Here is a 20,805-nt window from a genome sequence, read left to right on the forward strand (position 1 = left end):
CGCCTCCACTGCATCGATCGGGCATTGCGATTGGCGCTGGTGCGGGGCAGCGCCGTCGCGGTCCAACCGGCACCGCCATGGCGCCGCGCAGACCCGCACGGTCAGCAGACTACGCTTGGCCGTCATGCCGATGGTGCGCCGTGCGATGTCCACCCAGGTCGCAGCCGGGTTCGTCCTGGCGACGACGCTATTGCTATCAGGCTGCGGCTCCAGTGAAACAAGATCACCCGCCCCGACCACCGCGGCGCAGTCGAGCGGCCAGGCACCCACCGCCAAATCCGGCGATACGAAAACCGCCGCCGTCACCGTCGACGTCGCCGATATGAAGTTCTCCCCCGCCGACGTCACCGTCAAGGTCGGCGAAACCGTGACCTGGAAGTTCAAGGACAGCGTGCCGCACACCGTGCAGGGCATCGGCGATAAGGCGATGGGCATCAACAGCCCGATCTTCGACCGGGGCCAATGGAGCTACACCTTCATCGCGCCCGGCACCTACCGCTACCTGTGCTCGCTCCATCCCCAGATGCGCGGCACCGTCACCGTGGAGTAGCCACCGGCTGAGCGTGCGGGATTCCACGCCGCCCGCCGTCTTGGAGTTCATTGCCTATGGCTGCGACCAGTAGCCAATTCGGGATCGCGGCGGCCCGGCCGGGAGCGACGGCACCGTCAGGTCGCGTCGCCCGACCGGCTGAGCGTGCCGGACTCGCACACCACGCGCCGCATTGGAGTTCATCGCCTCAACGGCCGCGACCAAGGGGGCCAATTCGGGGTCGGCGGCGGCTTGGCCGAGGGCGCTCGAGAGGGCCTCGTCGTGGGTGGGGCGCGCTCGGGCCAGTAGTTCCAGGCCCGCGGGGGTGACATCGGTGTAGATGCCGCGGCGATCGTCCGGGCAGAGATAACGCTGCAGTAGGCCGCGGTCTTCGAGGCGGGTGACCAGCCTGGTCGTCGCGCTCTGACTCAGCACCACGGCTTCGGCGACCTGGTTCATGCGTAGATGCCCGCCGGGTCCGTCGTGCTGGCGACTGAGCACGACGAGCAGTGAGTACTCCCGCACGCTCAGGTCGTGACCGGATTGCAGGGCGCGTTCGATATTCGCCTCGATCCGATCGTGCAGCAGCGACAGCGCGTACCAACCATCGGCCAGGCCCGTCGGGGCGGCATCCGCGGTCATGGCATTCCTTCTGCGTCGGGGCTCGTCCCCTCCAGGATAGATGACCGCCGCAATAGCCCGCGCTTGCAATTATAAAGCGTCTGCAATTATTGTTGTCGCCTGTAAAGCTCAGGCGCAACATCACGTGGAGGCTCATGCTCATGCCGCTCGCACTACTCGCCCTGACGCTCGGGGCCTTCGGAATCGGCACCACCGAATTCGTCGTCGTCGGACTGCTCCCCGACATCGCCGACACCTACACGGTGTCGATCCCCACCGCGGGTCTGCTGGTCACCGGGTACGCGCTCGGTGTACTGGTCGGGGCACCGATCATGACCGGACTCGGTACCCGGGTATCGCGCAAGCGCATGCTGCTGATGAGCCTGCTGCTGTTGATCGCGGGCAACATATTGTCCGCGCTCGCACCGACTTTCGGCCTCATGCTGACCGGGCGCATCGTCGCCTCGCTGGCCCACGGCGCCTTCTTCGGCATCGGCTCGGTGGTCGCCGGAAATCTGGTGCGCCCGGACCGCAAGGCCGGTGCGATCGCCATGATGTTCACCGGACTCACCGTCGCGACCATTGTCGGTGTGCCGCTCGGCACCCTGCTCGGCCAGCAGTTCGGATGGCGGCTCACCTTCGGGCTCGTCGCACTGGTCGGCGCGGCCGGGCTGTTCGGCGTCGCCGCACTGGTCCCCGACCAGCCCGCACCGCACGACGCCCGCCTGCGTCACGAACTCGCCGTACTCGCCAACCCGCAGGTGCTGCTGGCCATGGCGATGACGGTGCTGGGCTTCGGCGGCGTCTTCGCCGCGATCACCTACCTCGCGCCGATGATGACCGAGGTCACCGGCTATGCGGAAAGTTCGGTCACCTGGCTGCTCGTCCTGTTCGGCATCGGATTCTTCCTCGGCAATCTGATCGGCGGAAAATTCGCCGACCGGCATCTGATGCCGCTGCTCTACGCGACACTCGGCGGTCTCGCGCTGGTGCTCGCACTGTTCACGCTGACGGCGCACCACAAAATCGCGGCCGCGATCACCGTCGTACTGATCGGCGCACTGGGCTTCGCGACCGTCCCACCGCTGCAGAAGCGCGTCCTCGACCAGGCGGGATCGGCACCCACGCTGGCCTCGGCACTGAATATCGGCGCATTCAACCTCGGCAATGCGGTTTCCGCGTGGCTCGGTGGTGTGGTGATCGCCGCGGGGTACGGGTACACCGCACCGAACTGGGTCGGCGTCGGCCTGGTCGTCAGCGCCCTCGGACTCGCGGTGCTGTCCGGCATCCTGGAGCGCCGGACCGCCGAACGGGCGAGCGAGACCACCGAACCGCTGGTTGCCGCACACTCCTGAGCACCCCGAACCGGCTGGCGGCGAGCCGGATTCGGCCGTGCGGCGCGCCCGGTCCAGGTCGAATCACGCAGTGCGGTCGCGAATGTCGGTCAGCCGCGTCGTTCGAGGTCGCGATTCGGCGGCCGCAACCGCTTCGGGTGAGCTCTGGCTGGGGCGTGGCCCGCCAGAGGCCAGTGCTCAGCAGCGAACCGCTATTCGACCGTTACGGACTTGGCCAGGTTGCGTGGCTTATCGATGTCATAGCCGCGAGCCTGCGCCACTTCGGCCGCGAAGATCTGCAGCGGCACGGTGGACAGCAGCGGCTGGAACAGCGTTGGCGCCGAAGGGATTTCGATGAGGTCGTCGGCGAACGGACGCACCGTGTCATCGCCCTCCTCGGCGATCACAATGGTGCGGGCGCCGCGGGCCTGGATCTCCCGGATATTGCTGAGCAGCTTGGAGTGCAGCACCGCGCGTCCCTTGGGCGAGGGCATGACCACGATGACCGGCAGCCCCTGCTCGATCAGCGCGATCGGACCGTGCTTGAGCTCACCGGCCGCGAACCCCTCGGCGTGCATGTAGGCCAGCTCCTTGAGCTTGAGCGCACCCTCCAAGGCCACCGGGTAGCCGACGTGGCGACCCAAGAACAGCACCGTCGGCACGTGCGCCAGTTCGCGGGCGATGGCACGCACCTGCGGCGCGGTCTCCAACACCTGCTGCACCAACTGCGGCATCGCCTCGAGTTCGGCGAATTCGCGCGCCACCTCGTCCGGATACTTGGTGCCGCGGGCCTGAGCCAAGGCCAGTCCGACCAGATAGTTCGCCGCCACCTGCGCGAGGAAGGCCTTGGTGGACGCGACCCCGATCTCCGGTCCGGTCCTGGTGTAGAGCACCGCATCGGACTCGCGCGGAATCTGTGCGCCATTGGTATTGCAGATGGCCAGCACGCGCGCCTTCTGTTCCTTCGCGTGCCGCACCGCCTCGAGTGTGTCGGCGGTCTCGCCCGACTGCGAGATGGCCACCACCAGCGTCGAACGGTCCAACACCGGATCGCGGTAACGGAATTCGCTGGCGAGCTCCACCTCGACGGGCAGTCGCGTCCAGTGCTCGATCGCGTACTTGGCCAGCAGTCCGGCGTGATACGAGCTGCCGCAGGCGACGACGAACACCTTGTCGAAGTCGCGCAGTTCCTGATCGGCGAGGCGCTGCTCGTCCAGCACGATCCGGCCACCGGCCGCATCGTGGGTGAAGTGTCCGATCAGCGTGTCGGCGACACCGGCTGGCTGCTCCTCGATCTCCTTCAGCATGAAGAAGTCGTGGCCGCCCTTCTCGGCGGCGGCCAGATCCCAATCGATGGTGAATGGGCGGGTCCGCGCCAGTGCGTCGGTGCCCGCGAAATCGGTGACGGTGTAGCTGTCGGCGGTGATCACCACGGCCTGGTCCTGGCCGAGTTCGACGGCCTCGCGGGTGTGCTCGATGAATGCGGTGACATCGGAGGCGATGAACATCTCGCCCTTGCCGACTCCGACGACCAGCGGTGTCGAGCGACGCGCGGCGACAATGACGTCCGGGTGGTCGGCATGGGCGAAGACCAGCGTGAAAGCGCCTTCGAGCCGACGCAGCACGGCCAGCGCGCTCGCGGCGAAATCACCGGCGGTCGGGCCCTCGGCATACGCCCGCGCCACCAGGTGCACGGCGACCTCGGTATCGGTATCGCTGCCCAGCTCCACCCCGGCGTCCTCGAGCTCCCGGCGCAACGGGGCGAAGTTCTCGATGATGCCGTTGTGCACCACGGCCACCTTGTCGGTGGTGTCGCGGTGCGGATGGGCGTTGCGGTCGGTCGGCGCGCCGTGGGTGGCCCAGCGGGTATGTCCCATACCGGTGGTGCCGGCGAAGTGGCCGGTTCCGATATCGGCGAGTTCGGCCTCGAGATTGGCCAGTTTGCCCGCCTTGCGTTCCACCGCCAACACGCCCGCGCCATCCAGGATCGCGACGCCCGCGGAGTCGTACCCTCGATATTCCATGCGGCGCAAAGCGTCAACGACAACGCCGAGGGCGTCCCGGTACCCGACGTACCCCACGATTCCGCACATGGCTCACCAGAGTACTTATCGGATAACGTTCACGTCGTGTCGGCGTCTGTGAAATCACTTCTGAGCACCCTGACCAGCCGGGGGCCCCACCGCGTGCTGCGCGGCAATCTCGCCATCGCCGGTCAGCCCGGCGTGGTGTTCACCCCGGAGTCCGGGCTGAGCCTGCCCGCGGTCGCGTTCGGCCACGGCTGGCTGACCGGCACCGCCAACTATCGCACCACCCTCGAACACCTAGCGTCCTGGGGTTTTGTGGTCGCGGCCCCCGATACCGAACGCGGGCCGATTCCGTCACATCTCGGGCTGGCCACCGATCTGCTCACCACCCTGGATATCTGCACCAGCGTCCGGTTGGGGGACGGTGCGATCAGCGTGCATCCGGAACGCCTGGCCTTGGCCGGACACGGGATGGGCGCAGGTGCGGCGGTCATCGCCGCCGGACAACGCCGCGTCGCCGCGGTCGCCGCCCTCTACCCGGCGCCCACCGCACCCTCCGCCGAGACCATCGCGCCCGATATCGATACGCCCGCGTTGATGTTGGCGGGGTCCACCGATATCGAATCGGTCAGCTCGAATGCGATCCCATTGGCCGCCGCTTGGGCCGGACCGGTGGTGTTGCGGGAGATCGACGGGGCCTCGCACAACGGCATTGTCGAGGGGCGCCGGGCGCTTGTGGCATTGGGTGCCGGAAAGCATGAAGCCAAGACCACGCGGACCACACGGGCCATCTTGACCGGCTATCTGCTGCACAAACTGTTGCGCGACAAGACGTATGCGGCATTCTCCGATCCGGAGACGCTCATCCCGCACACCACGCTGGTCGATCCGGAAGCGCCGCCCGAGCAGGAGAAGCCGAAGCTCTCGGTCCTGCAAATCGCGCAGCTATTGCGCAGATAGCACACTGGCGCGCTCGGTCACGGGCGTAGTCCATCGAGCGCGAGTTCGATGAACCGCCGCCAATCGCCGAACCCGTCGCGGCTGATCGCGGCCACCGCGCCGACGAGCATGTAGAGGTCGGCGACGGTGGCGTCCGCGCGAATGCTGCCGTCGGCCCTACCTCTGGCCAGCAGCTCCGCACCGAGTTCGGCCAGATCGTCGCGCACCGTGCCGCGCGGTTCGGTGTCACCGAGCACCGACTCGATAGTGCCCGACAGCACACGCCCCTGCTCGTGCACTTCGGCGACATGGCCGAGAAAACCCGACAGCGCCTGCCTGGTATCCGGATTCGGGAGGCAGGTGCGGCGCACATACTCGAGAATTCCGGCGAAGCGCTGTTCCGCGGCCGCCTCGATCAAGGCGCGGCGCGTCGGGAAATGGCGGTAGACGGTGCCGACCCCGACCCCGGCGGCGCGCGCCACATCGGCCATCTGCACCTCGTCACCGCGTTCGGTGAACAGCGCCGTCGCGGTTGCGAGCACGTGGTCGCGGTTGCGAGCGGCATCGGTGCGGAGCTTACGGGTGTTCGGGTCGGTCATCGATCTCCCTGTCTGCTGGCCGGTCGTAGGTTAGACCGGGATCGGTGCGCGGGTGCGTTCGACCACGATCGCGATCGCCAACACGATGAGCATCAGCAAGGCGATGACCAGCTGCGGATCCACGCCGATGACCTTGGTCGCATCGGCCGTGTGCTCGGGATCCTGCGCGGCGGTGCCTGGGAAGAGCCGAGCATGGCCAGCCAAGTGACCGATCCGGTGCGGCGGCCAGGAAGAACTGGTTACGGAGATGTCCGGTGCGCTGCCACAGGACGACCAGGCCGATCGCGCCGATCAGTACGCCCATGCCGATGTATTGGGCGTCATGGAATTTGGCGTGCGGGGGCCAAGCGGGGTTGCGCAGGTACAGGTCGGCGATATCGGGAGTGACCAGGTCGGCGAGGAGAGTGTTGAAGAGGGCGGCGCCGATGAGGATGCGTGGGAGGGGCCAGTGGGTGGTCATGGGTGCCTATTCCGTCAGGAGGCGACAAAACGGAATCCGATTCCGTTTTAACGGTAGGTCGTGGGACGCGGGCCGTCAACGGGCCGTGTGGGTTTCGGAGTTGTTCGCTCGGTTCCCCGGGTTGGGCGACGGCATTTGTCGACCGCGGACGAGCGGCGGGAACATGCCTTGGGGGCGCTTGCACCCCGGTTAACCGCTCGGTACGGTCGATCCAGCTGAATAGGGGGCGGGGAGCCGGTCCGGCCCTGTTCGATGTCATCGACATCCGGCGACCGGGAGGACCAGATGGTCAGCAGGGGGAAGCTCGTGGTTGCTTCCGCGTTCGCGGTTGGTGTTGTTGTGTTGGCGGGGTGTGGGTCTTCGACTAGTGGGGATGCGAAGCCTGTGGCGTCGACTACTAGTGCGGGGCCGTCGTTGGCTGCCAACGTGCCGAACAGCTATGACCCGTGCAAGGACGTTCTGCAAGACGTACTGGACTCAGAGAAGCTGCAAAACAAGCACCCCGTTGATGACAGCTCGAGCGGAGGAGTTCGCTGGGTCGGCTGTCAATGGGTGCGGTCGAATGGGTATGGAGTCAGCATTCGCACCACGAATCTCACCGTCGACCTCGTCCGGAGCCGAAACTTCCCCGAGGCCACCGAGTTCACAATCAATGGGAGACGAGCGATCTCGACGCGCCAGTTCGACGGCCCCTCCATCAAAGAGGCCTGCACACTGAACGTCGAGATGAAAGGCGGCAGCCTGGACTTCAATCTGAACAACCCGCCGTCGCGCCGCGACACGGGCAGCATCGACTCTTGCGTGCTCGCCCGCGGTCTGGCGGAAAAGGTTGTTCCTAGCCTGCCTGCTACTGCCTGACCATTGACTCACTAACCGAATATTGGGAGGGGACATGGCAAACGACGACAAGAGCATATCGAGCCCGCTGGCAAACCTGATCACCGAGGCCCGCGAGGGTCGACTCACGATTCGGATGGACCTCGAGAGGTTCGTCTACATCGACCGTGACTGCGAGTACTTCAAACTGCAGATCCAGGACATCCAGACGACTATGACTCGCATCTCTGGACAGGAAAAGTGGGATCTCGGTGAACATTTCCCCAAGCAGGGAGACCGGGACCTGATCTCTGCGAAGACAATGGTCAGCCGTTGGCAGATGAAGTCCAAGGGCGCGGGGGACAACTCTGACAACAGCGTCTACGCGGTGATGGAGTCGCATTACAAGGTCATCGAAGACTTCCAAACCCTGTTCCGCACGGTCCGCGAACGCATCACCGGCGTCGACACCGACCAGGCGGCGCGCTACAAGGACCTGGAGGCGAACTTGCCGCAACAGGCTCCGGCAACGCCCAAAATCTTCTCCTGGCCAGGTCTGTAGGAAAGGGCGATCCGTTGTCAGGCAATGAACCCGCCAAAATTCCCCCGCACGGGGAGAACGTACTGCACTGGGAACGCACCGAAATCGAAGAAGCGTTCAAGCCGCTGGATCCCAAACCATCCCACGACGCAGCCATGACGTACTCCAACGTGGCAACCCAATGGGACCAGGGCCTAGAGACTTTCGCCCGTTCCGTCCAGGGCTCGATCGCCGAGGCATGGGAAGGTTCGGCCGCCGACAAGGCCAAGGACGCGATCAACCGCTACGTCACCGACGCCCACAAACTGACTCCGCTGATCACGCAGATGTCCAACGACATGCAGTCCGCTGCCGAGGGAGTCCGTGCGGTCGCCAACGGAATTCCGGAAGCCAATCACCACTCTTGGACCGCGAATGTCTGGCCGCCCCGCGCCCACGAGGAAGAGACCACCAAGAACGAGGCGACCGCCGGCGCCCGCAATGCCATGCTCACGAACTACGTGAACAAATTCGCCGAATTCGACAGCCGAGTCCCCGTGCTGCCCACCGCACTCGACCCGACCAATCCACTCGATATCTCCGGACCGACCAAATCCGGTGGGAACGAGCCGGGTTCGTCCGGCCCCGGCGGCACAGGGGGCCCCGGCACGACCGGCGGTCCGTCCACCCCGGGCGGCGACAGTCCCGAGAAGACCGATGACGGCAAGACCACCGAAGACCCGTCGTCCACGGACACCAACCCGACCGATACCACCACTAGCTCGACCGACCCGAGCAGCACGACGTCGACCACACCCACAACAACGACACCTACTACCCCGACCACAACGACGCCCAGCACCACAACAACCCCGAGCTCGACTCCGACCACCACGGGCTCGCCGGGCTTCCCGGGCAGTTCCACCTCGACGTCGCCGAGCCCTGGCCGCACTGTATCCGGCGCCCCGGGCACGACTACGACCAATCCCGCTGTGGCCGCGGCCACTACATCCACCGCGACGACCGGACGTAGCGGAATGGGAATGGGCGGTATGGGCGCCGGGGCCGGCCGGGGCAAATCCGATGAGGACAGCACCCACCAGACACCGGACTACCTCATCAATGCCGCCAATACCGAGGAACTGCTCGGCGAAATAGCAAGGACCGTCGAAGGTGGTGTGATCGGTGGAAACCCCGAATCGCCTCCGCCCGTACGCCCCTGATCGCGCTGATATCCGCTCCGGCTGTGCGCGACACTCCCCCGCAATGTCGGCACAGCCACCTCGTCGACTCAGCTCGGGGCAGCCACCGGGCCGCAGCTACTTCGGCTCAACTCGGTAGCGCCAGCGGACTCCTCCGCATCGCCGACAAACCTACTGGCAGTAGCCGGAATACATTTCCGACCGGACGCACCTCGTCCGGCGGTCACACCGCACTATCGATTGGAACCTCTAGATGGCTGAATGGACGTGGGAGCCCGACGATTTCGCCGCACTGTGGTTCAGCCCCGCGAACGACCGCTTTCCCAATCCACTCCGCTTCACCAGCCGCTTCGCCTACCGCGACGACTTCGACGCCCACCGCGTCACCATGCGCGAGCGCTACTCCCCCGACGAACTCGAAGAGATCGAGCTCGCACTGCACACATTGTCCACCTCGACGGTCCGCATCCAGATCTTCGGCGGCACAACCCAACACAAGAACCACAACGGCGGCGTCCGCGTCTACCGCATGGTCGGCGCACGCACCGACCACTACGCAATGTCACTGGCCCAAGCCACCTTCGGCGATACCAATGGCCCCATCCGCTGCCGCCTGTTCCCCGTGGACCACCTCCCCGCCCAGCTGACCAGTTCCCTCCCACCCTGCACCCCCGGCACCCACCCACCTGCCACCTTCCACCCCGACGACATCTACGGCCGCCCCAACGGCCAACTCGAAAGCGTCACCCGCAACTCTCCCCGCGAGCGCTACCAACGCCTGCTGAACCGCCCGGCCGACGGCGGCGGCTCCGCCCTTCTGCACACCGGCTCCGTCAACAAACTCACCACCCCCCTCACCACCGTCCAATGGCACGACATAGCCGATGACGGCCGCTACACCGAACTCCGCGGCCCCCACATAACCGTCCGCCCCACCACCCCCGCCGCCCTGACCACCCACTTCACCACCTGGATCGACCAAATAACCCAACGCCTCCGAGAAGCGGAAGAAGACCGCTGGTAGCCCCGCCCGGTACGCACCCAAACCTATTGCAGCATCACGCCTTCGGCTAAACCACAGACGGTCGCCCGCCCTCAGATCAACCAACTTTTGCGACGGTAGTACTCCGACTCCTCATCACCCTCGTCATCGATCGGCATCACAACATCCTGCGCCTTCCGAGCCGCGATCGACCGCGCAATCGCCTCCCGCTGCTCGCGAGCCTCCGTGGCCATGCGCTCTTGCTCCGCCCGCGCCTCGACCTCGAGCCGCTCCTTCTCCTCCGCCGCGAGACGCTCCTGTTCCGCGTACTCCGCTCGAGCTTGCTCAACTGCGGCGAGTACCTCGGCTCCGCCGTGTCCACTGAGGCCCTGCCGCATATCCTCGTATTCTTGCTGAAGCCGCCGGACCCCGCGCAGGTGTTCCTCTACGACACAGTCGATTTCGTAGGCATAGTCCACGGTGTCACCCCTCCCGATTGATTGCCGGCATGCTCACAACGGCCCTGCCTCGGCGAGTTTGGCGCCACTATCAGCAGTCTCGCCGGGTTGGGTGCCGCTCGGCATCGGTTCCGGATAATGCTCGCCATCCTCCTCGCGCTTGCCCGATGACGGGACCCCGGGAACAGTCCCCGACTGTCCTGAGGGAGTCCCTTCGGCCGCGGGAGATTCGCCACTCGACTTCTCCGGTGTCGACTCCGACGCGGACTTGTCGCCCGATGTGGACTTGTCGTCGGCTCCCTTGGGTTCGTCGGTCGAAACTGTCAGATTCCCCTTGTCATCCAGCTTCACCCCATACTCATGGGTCTTGCCATCCGCATCGGTCATTACGAATTTCGGCTGACCATCGGCGCCGATCTCGAGCTTCAGGTGCTTACCAGCCAGGTCGAACTCGGCTTTGACGGTGCTGTCCGGCTTGCCGTCGCCATCTTTGTCCTCGGTCTTGTTCGCATCGAAGACCTTCTCGATCTCTTTCACCGCGTTGTCGACCCCGTCCTTGATCGAGGTACCCAGCGATGTGAGTCCTTGACCGACGGATTCACCCAGCGACGTCAACTGCGACGCTGCCGAGGTCAGGGATGAGAGCCCGGACAGGAGACTGCTCGCCGTTGTTGCCGGCGTCGTACTAGTGCTCGGCGTGCTTCCGGGATTGCTACTCGGCGAGCTGCCGGGGTTGCTGGGCGAGCTGCCGGGGTTGCTCGGTGAGCTGCCGGGGTTGCTCGGCGAGCTGCTAGGCGCCGACGGACTGGGCCCCGGATCGTTGGTGGTGGGCTTCACCGTAGTATCCGCTGGCATCGGGTACGCCCCGATGTCCAGTGTGTTCAGCGACTTCTCGAGGTCGCCGTACAGTCTGCGAATATTATCCTCGGTACTCTTGCACAGCTCCTCGAATTTGGTCACAGTTCCTTCGACATGCGGAACAAAGGTCTCCCTCAACCACTTCTTGGCATCCTCGCCGATCTTTGAATTAGGCTGAAAATTACCGTATTCGATCAGCGAATCAATTTCTTTCCTACTGAGACCGTTCCCGTCCGGAATATCCGGCTGCGAGCTGTTCCAGTATTTATCGACGGTTTCCGCCTTTGCCTTGACGATACTTCGCAGGCCAGCAGTGGTCGACTTCAGCGTCAACGAGATTCCGGTGGCGTGATCATAATCGGTCTCAGCCCTCTTGACCTGGGCGTCCAGCATGTTCAGGGCCGCGTCTCCCGCCTGCCCCTGCCACACCGTGGACAGCGCCGACCGCTGCCTACGCTGCGTATTCAGCTCCTCACTGAGCGAACTGACGATCTTCTCGACAGTAGTGGAAATACTGTCGAGCTGCCCGAGGTCCATATCCCGCTCGGTATCATATTTCGCACACAGCTTCGTGTACTCGTCATCACCGCACAGCTCACGCTTACCGTATCCGAAATACGCAAATACCTTCACATATCTCGGCAGATAGTGTTCGAAATACTGCAGCCCGGAAGCGCCCCCGTCCAGCATCTCCTTGACGGTTGCTCCCGCCGGGGCGGTGTACGCGGACGACGCATTGTCGGCCATCAGCTCACCCCGCACATTCCGAATACATCAATCTGTCGGGCAATTTCACGAAATTCCAGCATCACAGATTCACCCCCGCCGCTGTAATTTTCTTGACATTTGCATCATCGACGGTCGCATAGGTATTCGCACTCGTACTGGCTTGGGTCCCCATTTTATCGACTGCCGTCTGCCAGTTCCCGAGCCAAGTCCCGATACGGCCCAGGGCGTCGCCAACCTTCTTGCCCTCGGCCGCGTAGTCTCTGCCCGCTTGGGCAGAACCGAACTTCCAGCCCTTAACGTCGGCGGTCTTGCCGCCGACATTGGCCGCCGAGGTCTTCAGGTTGTTGCCGAGCTTCTGCAGCGCGGTTGGATCTACCGTTACCTGCCCACTGGCCACGAGAACCCTCCATCCCAACTACTTCGCGGTCGTCCCCACCCCAGCTGCGATCCAATGCCACAACAGGGTGCTGCCATATCTCTATGGACGCGCCCGAGTCGGGTTCGGTTCCATCGGATTGATTGCCCAGGTCGTATCGGCAGAAATCTACTGGGTGGGTCTATCGGCTACAACCGACCATCAACCCAGCGAGCTGATCTCATCGCATCGATCAGATCCGCAGGTTCCACTGATCCGCACGTCTGTCGCGCGGATCAGTGCAGCCTGCGGCCGACGGTACCCACGAAGGGTCTGAGATGTGGGGGCCGTTGTCGGACAGTGTAATTAGGGGTCCGCAGTGTCGTCGAGACATAGCACGGCGACAAGTCACGGCCAGGTTGAGTACACGGATTGCAGCACTGGGAACGTAGCGATCCCGGTGCTGCAAGCAGTTCGATGTGCGGACCGGATCAGCGGCTGACCGGATCAGCGGCTAGTTGCCGATTCTGCCCTTATCGGTCCGCACCCACTCCGACGATCCATCGGGATGCCGGTGGAACTCCCATGCGGAGTAGTCGCCGTCCTTCTCCACCACGGTCACCTGGTCGGCGATGCCGTCGTGGTCCCAGTCGGTCCACACCTGCATGGCCTCGGGGCCGGTGGTGGTGACGGTGTCGAGGGTGCCGTCGCCGTCGATGTCCTGAGTGGGGTGGTGCAGTTCGACTTCGCCGAGGCCGTCCAGGGAGGAGGATGCGTCGATGCCGGGTAGATCCATGCCCGGGAATTCACCTGAGGTGATCATGACTCCTCCTGGTCGGGACTCGCGTCGGTGACACGGCGGTCGATCGGTGGGTACCGGTCCATAGTGTCATCCGCGAGTCCCGGGCGCAGCGCCTGCCCTATTTGTTGGGGACGATCACTTCTTCGGAATGATCAGCCACAGCACCAGATACACGATGAACTGCGGGCCGGGGAGCAGACAGGACAGGACGAAGAGCAGGCGAACCACGTTGGCGTTCCAGCCGAAGTATTCGGCGATGCCACCGCAGACACCGGCGATCCACTTGTCGTTGTTGGAGCGGGTCAGGCGGCGGGTGGGGGCGGGGGCGGTCATGAGTTCCCTCTCTGGTGATGTTCGGTACGACATCAACTCTGCCGAGGAAAACCGCGCCGGACATCGGTCGCATGACCTATCCCGACCCTGATTTCCGCAGGTCGGAACTCAGGGTGCGACCCCGAGTCCACGTTGACCCGGCCCGATGCGAACGCGCCGGCCGAGCACGGCAGACTCGTGCGGGTGAGCACCACTCTGCACGCCCGCGGTCTGTCCGCGGGCCACGGCGAACGACCCCTGTTCGACGACCTCGACTTCACCCTCGCCGCGGGTGATGTGATCGGCCTGGTCGGCATGAACGGCGCGGGCAAGTCGACGCTGCTGCGTATGCTCGCGAACCGATCCACGCCCACCGGCAGCATCACGTTGTCACCACCCGACGCCACCGTCGGCTACCTGGCACAGGAGCCCGAGCGGGTCCCCGGGGAGACGGTGCTCGAATTCCTCGGCCGCCGTACGGGTGTCGCCGAAGCGCAGCGGACCATGGATGCCGCGGCGGAGCGTTTGGCAGACGGCGGCGAGGACGAATATTCCCCGGCCCTCGAACGCTGGCTCGCGCTCGGCGGCGCCGATCTGGACCAGCGGGCCCAGGAGGTCGCGGCGGATCTCGGTCTCACCGAAGGCCTTCCGAACGGCCTCGATACCCCGATGATCGGACTCTCCGGCGGCCAGGCGGCACGGGCCGGACTCGCATCGGTGCTGTTGTCCCGCTTCGACATTCTGTTGCTCGACGAGCCGACCAATGACCTGGATCTCGACGGTCTCGCCCGGCTCGAACAGTTCGTGACCGGCGTTCGGGTACCGCTGATGGTGATCAGTCATGACCGAGAGTTCCTGGCGCGCACGGTAAATCGCATCGTCGAACTCGATCTCGCACAACAGCAGGTGGGGATCTACGACGGTGGCTATGAGTCGTACCTGATGGAGCGCGAGATCGCGCGCGAGCATGCCCGCGAGGCCTATGAGGAGTACGCCGATACCAAGGCCGGGCTCGAGGCCCGCGCCCAGATGCAGCGCAACTGGCTCGAGCACGGCGTTCGCAATGCCCGCCGAAAGGCGCGCGACCCCAAGAAGGTCGACTCCGATAAAGCTGGTCGCAAGATGCGTGCGGAATCCACCGAGAAGCAGGCCGCGAAGGCGCGCCAGACCCAACGGCGCATCGAACGCCTGGAGGTGGTCGACGAGCCCCGCAAGGAGTGGGAGCTGCGCATGAGTATCGCCGCCGCCCCGCGCAGCGGCTCGGTGGTCGCCACCTTGTCCAATGCCACGCTCACTCGAGGGGAGTTCACCCTCGGCCCGATCACCACGCAGGTCGATTGGGCCGACCGCATCGTGCTTACCGGCGCCAATGGCTCGGGAAAATCGACGCTGCTCGCGCTGCTGCTCGCAAAGATCCAGCCGGACAATGGAACTGCCGTACTCGGCTCCGGCGTCGAAATCGGCGAGGTCGACCAGGCGCGCGGCCTGTTCCGCGGAAGTTCCGCCCTCGCGGACACTTTCAGCGCCGAAATGCCCGACTGGTCCGACGCCGACGTCCGCACCCTCCTGGCCAAATTCGGCCTGCGCGGCCCACATGTCCTGCGTCCCTGCGAAACCCTGTCCCCTGGCGAACGCACCCGCGCCGCCCTCGCCCTCCTACAAGCCCGCGGCGTCAACCTGCTCGTGCTCGACGAGCCGACCAATCACCTCGACCTACCCGCCATCGAACAACTCGAGCAGGCCATCGAATCCTTCGAAGGCACCATGCTTCTGGTAACCCACGACCGCCGAATGCTCGACTCGATCACCGCAACCCGCCGCTGGCACATGAAAAACGGCCACCTCACCGAAAGCTGAGTCGCCCCGTACCAGCCATCGGTGCTCGAACCGATCCGAGGACGGAATCTTTCGGGCATTCATCACCCCATGCCAGCCACCCTGACAGAACTGGGAGACCTGCGTTGGGGCAGTGCGGGCGGGTGCGGAAGGTGACCTGGGGGACGTGCTCGGGCAAGCTCCAAGAGTTCGGCGGCTTGGGTGTGGCCGCGGCGTCTGTGGTGACGTTGGAGTTCGAGGGTCAACGCGGCACGCGGGACACCCCGGCGCAGAGCGGCGTTCAAGGTCGCCAGGGCATCCGGTCGGCTGGCGGTTCGTGCTACGTCGATCGCGGTTCGGACCGCGTTGGTCGTGACGGTGCCCTGGATCAGTTCGAGTTCGTCTTTGTCCACATGGTCGCGGTGAACGATGAGGCGGCCGATGCGGGAATCCTGTTGAGCAAGGACGTGGGTGGGATGGTTGTGTTGTACCGCGAAGCCGTGGAGTTCGGCGGCGGTGTTGTAGGCGGCGGCGAGGGTGGGCACGCCCATCGATAGCCGGGCTGCCTCTACGCGCAATTGGGCCGAGGGTGCGGTAGTGGCCTCACGGAAGACGCCCCGGAAGACCCGGACCCATTCGCCGTGGTCGAGGAGGGCGCGCAGCTCCGCGCGGGTGTACTCGCATAGCACCTGCCATGAGGTGAATACGCCGAATTGCTTGTCACGCACTTCTTCCAGGCCTGGTCGCATGTGCCAACTATCGGCGAACAGCGCCTCGACCTCGCGGCACCGACCAGCGCAAACAGAAAGTCTGTGGATAACCGGTTCCCTGTGGACAACTCGCCGCATCGGGATCGCCCGACAACGGCGAGATTCCGGTCCGCACGTCGTGGCAGCTTCACATCCGGGTACCGAAGCTCTCGCACAGGGTGCGCAGGCGCTGAAGGCGCGGCCCTACACCGCGGCGACGCGCTTGGCCAGGTCGTCGGCCAACTGTTGGGCCTGGACCGGGTCGGTGGCCTCGACCATTACTCGGACCAGTTGTTCGGTTCCGCTGGGGCGCAACAGGATTCGGCCGGAGTCGCCGAGGGCTCGTTCGGCTTCCTGGACCGCCTCCTGGATTTCGGGGGCGGCGGCGACCGCGGCCTTGTCGGTGACCGGGACGTTCACCAGGACCTGGGGGACGGTCTGGAGCACCGATGCCAGATCGGCCAGTGTGCGGCGGGTTTGTGCCATGCGGGCCATCAGTTTGAGTCCGGTGAGGATGCCGTCGCCGGTGGTGCCGTAGTCGGGGAACACCACATGGCCGGATTGTTCGCCGCCCAGGTTGTAACCGCCGCGGCGCAGTTCCTCGAGTACGTAGCGGTCGCCGACGGCGGTGGTGCGCAAGGTGATTCCGGCCTCCCGCATCGCGATGTGCAGGCCGAGATTGCTCATGACGGTGGCGACCAAGGTGTTCTGGGCGAGCGAGCCGGTTTCGTGCATGGCCAGCGCGAGGATGGCCAGGATCGCATCGCCGTCGACGATCGCGCCATTGGCGTCCACGGCCAGGGTGCGGTCGGCGTCGCCGTCGTGTGCGATGCCCAGATCCGCGCCGTGCTCACGCACCGCGCACTGGATCTGGTCGAGATGGGTCGAGCCACAGCCGTCATTGATGTTCAGGCCGTCCGGCTCGGCATTGATCGCGAACACCGTGGCTCCGGCCTCGCGGTACGCGGCGGGACCGACCTCGGCGGCCGCGCCGTGCGCGCAGTCGACCACGACGGTCAGCCCGGCCAGATCCTGCCCGGTCGCCTCGACCAGATGTTCGACGTAGCGCTCGTGCGTCCCGGCCACGCTGTACTGATCGGGTATGACCAGCCCGTGGTCGCGGGCACCGGATGCGTTCACCACCCGACCGATGGCGGCGCCGACCGGACGCAGTGGCGCGCCCTCGGCGATCAGCGCCTCGATCCGGTCCTCGATCGCGTCATCGAGTTTGTGCCCGCCCGCCGCGAAGATCTTGATCCCGTTGTCCGGCATGGGATTGTGTGAGGCCGAAATCATGACGCCGAGGCAGGCGTCGTACAGACCGGTCAGATACGCGACAGCGGGCGTCGGAAGCACCCCTACCGAAAGCACATTCACACCCGCGGCGGTCAGACCGGCGGTCACCGCGGCCTCGAGCATTTCGCCGCTGGCGCGCGGATCGCGACCGACCACGGCGAGCGCGCGCTTCTTGCCGCGGCTCAGGATCTGCGCCGCCGCTCCGGAAACCTGTAGCGCCAGTTCCGGACTCAGTGATCCGTTGGCAAGCCCGCGGACTCCGTCGGTGCCGAACAAACGTCCCATACCCTCGCCCATCATCGGTGGATCCGCGGCGTGCCCGAGGGCAGCGGTCTGTACGACCGGGAAGTGCCCCGCGAATGCCTCGAGTTCATACAGCACGAGAGCAGGCGCCCAGCGATACTGGGAGCCTGCTCTCGTGCAGGTGCCCCGCCGACCGTACCGTCTCCAACACCTCCAGGGTGACGGAAGACAGCGGCCGACGCAGCCAAAATCAGCGCTTCGAGTACTGAGGCGCCTTGCGGGCCTTCTTGAGGCCGTACTTCTTACGCTCGGTGGCACGCGGGTCACGGGTGAGGAATCCGGCCCGCTTCAGGGCGGGACGGTCATCCGGGGTGACCTCGATGAGCGCACGGGCGATGGCCAGACGCAGCGCACCGGCCTGGCCCGAGGGGCCGCCGCCGACGAGACGCGCGTGGATGTCGAAGGACTCGGTCCGCTCGACGGTCACCAGCGGGGACTTGACCAGCTGCTGGTGCACCTTGTTCGGGAAGTAGTCCTCGATGGTGCGGCCGTTCAGCACGAAGTTGCCGGTACCCGGCAGCAGGCGCACGCGAACAACGGCCTCCTTGCGGCGACCGACGGTCTGCACCGGGCGGTCGATCACGATCGGGGCGTAGGTGGTGGGCTCGGCCTCGTAGCCGTACTCCTCCTCGACGACCTCGACGTTGGCGTCCTCGACGGCCGCGTCGTCGGCGTAGTCCTCGTTGAATTCCTCAGGAGCGGTCACTGGGCCACCTGCTTGATCTCGAACGGAATGGGCTGCTGGGCGGCGTGCGGATGCGTCGGGCCCGCGTAGACCTTCAGCTTGCCCGCGATGGCGTTGCCGAGCTTGTTCTTCGGGATCATGCCCTTGACGGCCTTCTCCACGAGACGATCGGGGCGCGACTCCAACACCTGACCGACAGTGCGCGACTTGAGGCCGCCCGGGTGTCCGCTGTGGTGGTGGATCAGCTTGTCCGACTTCTTGTTGCCGGAGATGGCAACCTTGTCGGCGTTGATGATGATGACGAAGTCGCCACCATCGAAGTTCGGCGCGTAGGTCGGCTTGGTCTTGCCGCGCAGCAGATTCGCTGCCTGGACGGCGAGACGGCCGAGCACTACGTCAGTGGCGTCGATGACGTACCACTTCCGGGTCACGTCACCCGCCTTGGGGCTGTACGTAGGCACAGTGGTTCCCTGTCTGTAGTCGGTGTTGCCAGCCACGACGTGCGGTCGAGCGAGTTCCCGGCGGCCGGTGGAGACCCGGGGCTCGACATACCCTTTCACACGCCAACGGGCAACGATACCAGCCATGCCCGAGCGGTATGAAACCGGTCAGATCTCGATCGGCGGACCGTGATCGATGGCGCCGGGCGGACCGGGCACGACATAGCGGGGGACGTCGATACTCGGCTGCGCGCACTCCGCTCCGGCCGCGTCGTAGCCCGACTCTTCCAGTACCAGGACCATGCCCGGGTCGGATCCGCGCGCCGCGGCGATGCCCGCACGCTGCTCATTGGTGACATACGGGGTCAACGGACAGGAGACCGGCGTCACGCCCGCGATCGAGGCGGCCAGTTCGACCCGGTCGCCGCCGGACGGCATGCCCATGGCGGCCAAGGCGGCGGCACCGGCCACCGCTGGGGCGCCGAACAACTTGCCCCACCGCTTGCCCTTGCGCGGCTTGTCGTCGTCCGATTCGGCTGGCCGCTCGCCCCACTGGCCCTCGGCAGCAGGAGGTTGCGGCGGTTGGTACGGACCGCGCGGTCCGAGCGGAGGCGCCGGGGGGCTCTGGGGTGCGGGTGCCTGCGGACGCCCCATCGCGGTGGGCCGCTGCTCATCGGGGTACTGCCCGGGCGGCCGGGTGAATCGACTACCCAACTCGGCGAGATTCGGCGGTAGGGATTCCCGGCCGACCCTCGTGGTCGGCTCCTCACCCGTGGGTTCGGCGGGCGGCACGGTCGGATACCCGGGCCCGTACTGAACCACGGGCGCATGCGGTTGCGCTGGCTCTGGATGCCCGGGTCTCGGTTCCGGACGACCCGGCACCTGCTCCGGCCGCGACGGCAGATCCGGCCGTCCCGGCAATACCTCCGCCTGCCGCTGCGCCGACAACGCCTGCGCGGCCTCGGCCTGCCGCTGCGCCGCAAGCGCCTGCTGCTGGGCGGATTCGGCCTGCTGCGCCGACTCCACCTGCCGCTCCCGCGACACCGGCGGCGGCTCGGCATGCCGCCCCGCCGACTCGGGCTCTCCGTTCTCGTTATCGGTCACCAACAGATGTGAGGCGCCGAGCACCAGCGCGTGCATCGGGTGATCGGCCACGTGCAACCGGTGTCCCAGGTGGTTCTGGAAGGCCAGCCGCAGTGCGTCGTTGAAGCAGACATTGCCCGAAAGCAGCACCGTCGAGGTGTCCGCGCCGATGGAACGGGCCGCTGCCATCACCTCGATCACCACATTGTCGGCCGAACGCGCATCGCGCATGGCCTCGGCGGTCACCGGCACATCGACCGATTCGGTCGGCTGCTCATCGTCGCCGTGCACCGCGACCACCAGCATGGTCCGCCCGTCGGAGTACACCCCGGTCGCGCCGATGCCGTGCGGATTGCGCTCGTCCGGCGAGCGCACCAGACCGAGCGCGCGCACATATCCGGACAGCGCGACACTCTCCGGCAGCGGCTCCACCGTCACATCGAGCCGTTCGACCAGATCGACGTACACATCGACCTTGGCGTCGGGCCAGCCGTCCGGGAACGGCAGGGCCACCAGATCCGGTTTGCCGCGCAGATATTTGCCGATGGCCGCGAGCGGGTTGTACATGCGAGCCCGGAACACCAGTTCGGCGGGCCACGTCGCACCGGCCACCACGATCTGCGGATGTCCGAGGATGTCGCGCACGTCGGCGATCGCCATACCCAGATCCGGCCGCTGCCGCTCCACACCGGCGGTATGCAGCCGACCCGACGAATCCGCCAGCAAATATGCGGGCGGCGTATATGTTCCTTCTACCTGTACCGGGCGGATCGGTGTCCCACCGCCGCCTGCGGCAACGGACACCACATCCCACCCGAGATGTACTGCCCCAACTCGCACCGTCACAGGCATAAGTGTGCCTGCTGCGCGACCGACATGCTCACCGCATCC

The 20,805-nt window shown here is 65.7% G+C and carries 22 protein-coding genes and 1 pseudogene; 9 read left to right on the forward strand and 14 right to left on the reverse strand.

Annotated features, from left to right (window positions below):
- Positions 1-124 precede the first annotated feature (124 nt).
- Entirely contained in the window at positions 125-550 is a 426-nt protein-coding gene (locus tag ACQP0C_RS36590; RefSeq protein WP_433727609.1) for a cupredoxin domain-containing protein, read from the forward strand.
- A gap of 171 nt (positions 551-721) precedes the next feature.
- Here ACQP0C_RS36590 and ACQP0C_RS36595 read toward each other — a convergent pair.
- Positions 722-1,171 (reverse strand): annotated as a pseudogene (locus ACQP0C_RS36595) (MarR family winged helix-turn-helix transcriptional regulator); the annotation flags it as partial.
- 140 nt (positions 1,172-1,311) lie between these two features.
- Between ACQP0C_RS36595 and ACQP0C_RS36600 the strand changes: the two are divergent.
- Complete coding sequence (locus tag ACQP0C_RS36600) at positions 1,312-2,505, forward strand: MFS transporter (protein WP_433727611.1); 1,194 nt, start codon at positions 1,312-1,314, stop codon at positions 2,503-2,505.
- A 191-nt stretch (positions 2,506-2,696) separates the two neighbouring features.
- Here ACQP0C_RS36600 and glmS read toward each other — a convergent pair whose 3' ends face one another.
- Positions 2,697-4,577 (reverse strand): glutamine--fructose-6-phosphate transaminase (isomerizing), encoded by a 1,881-nt coding sequence (glmS, locus tag ACQP0C_RS36605; protein ID WP_433727613.1) that lies wholly within the window; start codon positions 4,575-4,577, stop codon positions 2,697-2,699.
- 36 nt (positions 4,578-4,613) lie between these two features.
- Between glmS and ACQP0C_RS36610 the strand changes: the two genes are divergently transcribed.
- Positions 4,614-5,471, forward strand: a complete 858-nt coding sequence (locus tag ACQP0C_RS36610) for a dienelactone hydrolase family protein (RefSeq protein WP_433727616.1) — start codon at positions 4,614-4,616, stop codon at positions 5,469-5,471.
- Positions 5,472-5,488: 17 nt separating this feature from the next.
- Here ACQP0C_RS36610 and ACQP0C_RS36615 read toward each other — a convergent pair whose 3' ends face one another.
- Entirely contained in the window at positions 5,489-6,049 is a 561-nt protein-coding gene (locus tag ACQP0C_RS36615; protein ID WP_433727619.1) for a TetR/AcrR family transcriptional regulator, read from the reverse strand.
- Positions 6,027-6,416 (reverse strand): hypothetical protein, encoded by a 390-nt coding sequence (locus ACQP0C_RS36620; RefSeq protein WP_433734757.1) that lies wholly within the window; start codon positions 6,414-6,416, stop codon positions 6,027-6,029. The genes ACQP0C_RS36615 and ACQP0C_RS36620 overlap by 23 nt, the downstream gene beginning before the upstream one ends.
- Here ACQP0C_RS36620 and ACQP0C_RS36625 point away from each other — a divergent pair.
- The 5 genes from ACQP0C_RS36625 to ACQP0C_RS36645 all read left to right on the forward strand — a co-directional run bounded on the left by ACQP0C_RS36625 (position 6,297) and on the right by ACQP0C_RS36645 (position 10,071).
- Entirely contained in the window at positions 6,297-6,560 is a 264-nt protein-coding gene (locus tag ACQP0C_RS36625; protein WP_433734836.1) for a hypothetical protein, read from the forward strand. The two genes, ACQP0C_RS36620 and ACQP0C_RS36625, sit on opposite strands and share 120 nt — an antisense overlap.
- 234 nt (positions 6,561-6,794) lie before the next feature.
- Complete coding sequence (locus ACQP0C_RS36630) at positions 6,795-7,367, forward strand: DUF3558 domain-containing protein (protein ID WP_433727621.1); 573 nt, start codon at positions 6,795-6,797, stop codon at positions 7,365-7,367.
- Between the two features lie 34 nt (positions 7,368-7,401).
- A complete protein-coding gene (locus ACQP0C_RS36635) occupies positions 7,402-7,887 on the forward strand; it encodes a hypothetical protein (RefSeq protein ID WP_433727624.1) in 486 nt (161 codons plus the stop codon).
- Positions 7,888-7,901: 14 nt separating this feature from the next.
- Positions 7,902-9,068, forward strand: a complete 1,167-nt coding sequence (locus ACQP0C_RS36640) for a WXG100 family type VII secretion target (protein WP_433727626.1) — start codon at positions 7,902-7,904, stop codon at positions 9,066-9,068.
- Between the two features lie 232 nt (positions 9,069-9,300).
- The gene (locus tag ACQP0C_RS36645) at positions 9,301-10,071 is read left to right on the forward strand and encodes an ESX secretion-associated protein EspG (protein WP_433727628.1); all 771 of its coding nucleotides are present in this window, start codon (positions 9,301-9,303) and stop codon (positions 10,069-10,071) included.
- Between the two features lie 71 nt (positions 10,072-10,142).
- On the opposite strand, the gene ACQP0C_RS36650 is transcribed toward ACQP0C_RS36645, so the two are convergent.
- From ACQP0C_RS36650 to ACQP0C_RS36670, 5 genes are all read right to left on the reverse strand, one after another.
- Complete coding sequence (locus ACQP0C_RS36650) at positions 10,143-10,508, reverse strand: hypothetical protein (RefSeq protein WP_433727630.1); 366 nt, start codon at positions 10,506-10,508, stop codon at positions 10,143-10,145.
- Between the two features lie 33 nt (positions 10,509-10,541).
- Positions 10,542-12,092, reverse strand: coding sequence for a WXG100 family type VII secretion target (locus ACQP0C_RS36655; RefSeq protein ID WP_433727632.1), 1,551 nt, complete (start codon positions 12,090-12,092; stop codon positions 10,542-10,544).
- Between the two features lie 61 nt (positions 12,093-12,153).
- Positions 12,154-12,471: a hypothetical protein gene (locus tag ACQP0C_RS36660; protein ID WP_433727634.1), complete on the reverse strand. Its 318-nt coding sequence runs from the start codon at positions 12,469-12,471 to the stop codon at positions 12,154-12,156.
- 472 nt (positions 12,472-12,943) lie between these two features.
- A complete protein-coding gene (locus ACQP0C_RS36665) occupies positions 12,944-13,252 on the reverse strand; it encodes a DUF6802 family protein (protein ID WP_433727637.1) in 309 nt (102 codons plus the stop codon).
- Between the two features lie 114 nt (positions 13,253-13,366).
- Complete coding sequence (locus ACQP0C_RS36670; protein ID WP_433195412.1) at positions 13,367-13,564, reverse strand: PspC domain-containing protein; 198 nt, start codon at positions 13,562-13,564, stop codon at positions 13,367-13,369.
- 183 nt (positions 13,565-13,747) lie between these two features.
- Between ACQP0C_RS36670 and ACQP0C_RS36675 the strand changes: the two genes are divergently transcribed.
- Positions 13,748-15,400 (forward strand): ABC-F family ATP-binding cassette domain-containing protein, encoded by a 1,653-nt coding sequence (locus tag ACQP0C_RS36675; RefSeq protein WP_433727639.1) that lies wholly within the window; start codon positions 13,748-13,750, stop codon positions 15,398-15,400.
- Between the two features lie 62 nt (positions 15,401-15,462).
- Here the strand turns inward: ACQP0C_RS36675 and ACQP0C_RS36680 are convergent, their stop codons facing one another.
- The 5 genes from ACQP0C_RS36680 to ACQP0C_RS36700 form a co-directional block, all read right to left on the reverse strand.
- The gene (locus ACQP0C_RS36680; RefSeq protein WP_433727641.1) at positions 15,463-16,107 is read right to left on the reverse strand and encodes a hypothetical protein; all 645 of its coding nucleotides are present in this window, start codon (positions 16,105-16,107) and stop codon (positions 15,463-15,465) included.
- Between the two features lie 204 nt (positions 16,108-16,311).
- Positions 16,312-17,688: a phosphoglucosamine mutase gene (gene glmM, locus ACQP0C_RS36685; RefSeq protein WP_433734758.1), complete on the reverse strand. Its 1,377-nt coding sequence runs from the start codon at positions 17,686-17,688 to the stop codon at positions 16,312-16,314.
- 208 nt (positions 17,689-17,896) lie between these two features.
- On the reverse strand, positions 17,897-18,412 hold the full coding sequence (rpsI, locus tag ACQP0C_RS36690; protein WP_433727643.1) for a 30S ribosomal protein S9: 516 nt from the start codon (positions 18,410-18,412) through the stop codon (positions 17,897-17,899).
- On the reverse strand, positions 18,409-18,852 hold the full coding sequence (rplM, locus tag ACQP0C_RS36695; RefSeq protein ID WP_354951732.1) for a 50S ribosomal protein L13: 444 nt from the start codon (positions 18,850-18,852) through the stop codon (positions 18,409-18,411). Before rplM ends, rpsI begins: the two co-directional genes overlap by 4 nt.
- A 147-nt stretch (positions 18,853-18,999) precedes the next feature.
- The gene (locus tag ACQP0C_RS36700) at positions 19,000-20,766 is read right to left on the reverse strand and encodes a hypothetical protein (RefSeq protein WP_433727645.1); all 1,767 of its coding nucleotides are present in this window, start codon (positions 20,764-20,766) and stop codon (positions 19,000-19,002) included.
- Positions 20,767-20,805: the final 39 nt, after the last annotated feature.

The organism is Nocardia sp. CA-129566, assembly GCF_050956075.1.
Taxonomy (GTDB): Bacteria; Actinomycetota; Actinomycetes; order Mycobacteriales; family Mycobacteriaceae; genus Nocardia.

Coding starts and splice junctions, on each gene's coding strand:
- ACQP0C_RS36590 (WP_433727609.1), top strand. CDS start 125: ATGCCGATGGTGCGCCGTGCGATGTCCACCCAGGTCGCAGCCGGGTTC.
- ACQP0C_RS36600 (WP_433727611.1), top strand. CDS start 1,312: ATGCCGCTCGCACTACTCGCCCTGACGCTCGGGGCCTTCGGAATCGGC.
- glmS (WP_433727613.1), bottom strand. CDS start 4,577: ATGTGCGGAATCGTGGGGTACGTCGGGTACCGGGACGCCCTCGGCGTT.
- ACQP0C_RS36615 (WP_433727619.1), bottom strand. CDS start 6,049: ATGACCGACCCGAACACCCGTAAGCTCCGCACCGATGCCGCTCGCAAC.
- ACQP0C_RS36625 (WP_433734836.1), top strand. CDS start 6,297: ATGTCCGGTGCGCTGCCACAGGACGACCAGGCCGATCGCGCCGATCAG.
- ACQP0C_RS36630 (WP_433727621.1), top strand. CDS start 6,795: ATGGTCAGCAGGGGGAAGCTCGTGGTTGCTTCCGCGTTCGCGGTTGGT.
- ACQP0C_RS36635 (WP_433727624.1), top strand. CDS start 7,402: ATGGCAAACGACGACAAGAGCATATCGAGCCCGCTGGCAAACCTGATC.
- ACQP0C_RS36645 (WP_433727628.1), top strand. CDS start 9,301: ATGGCTGAATGGACGTGGGAGCCCGACGATTTCGCCGCACTGTGGTTC.
- ACQP0C_RS36655 (WP_433727632.1), bottom strand. CDS start 12,092: ATGGCCGACAATGCGTCGTCCGCGTACACCGCCCCGGCGGGAGCAACC.
- ACQP0C_RS36665 (WP_433727637.1), bottom strand. CDS start 13,252: ATGATCACCTCAGGTGAATTCCCGGGCATGGATCTACCCGGCATCGAC.
- ACQP0C_RS36670 (WP_433195412.1), bottom strand. CDS start 13,564: ATGACCGCCCCCGCCCCCACCCGCCGCCTGACCCGCTCCAACAACGAC.
- ACQP0C_RS36680 (WP_433727641.1), bottom strand. CDS start 16,107: ATGCGACCAGGCCTGGAAGAAGTGCGTGACAAGCAATTCGGCGTATTC.
- glmM (WP_433734758.1), bottom strand. CDS start 17,688: ATGGGACGTTTGTTCGGCACCGACGGAGTCCGCGGGCTTGCCAACGGA.
- ACQP0C_RS36700 (WP_433727645.1), bottom strand. CDS start 20,766: ATGCCTGTGACGGTGCGAGTTGGGGCAGTACATCTCGGGTGGGATGTG.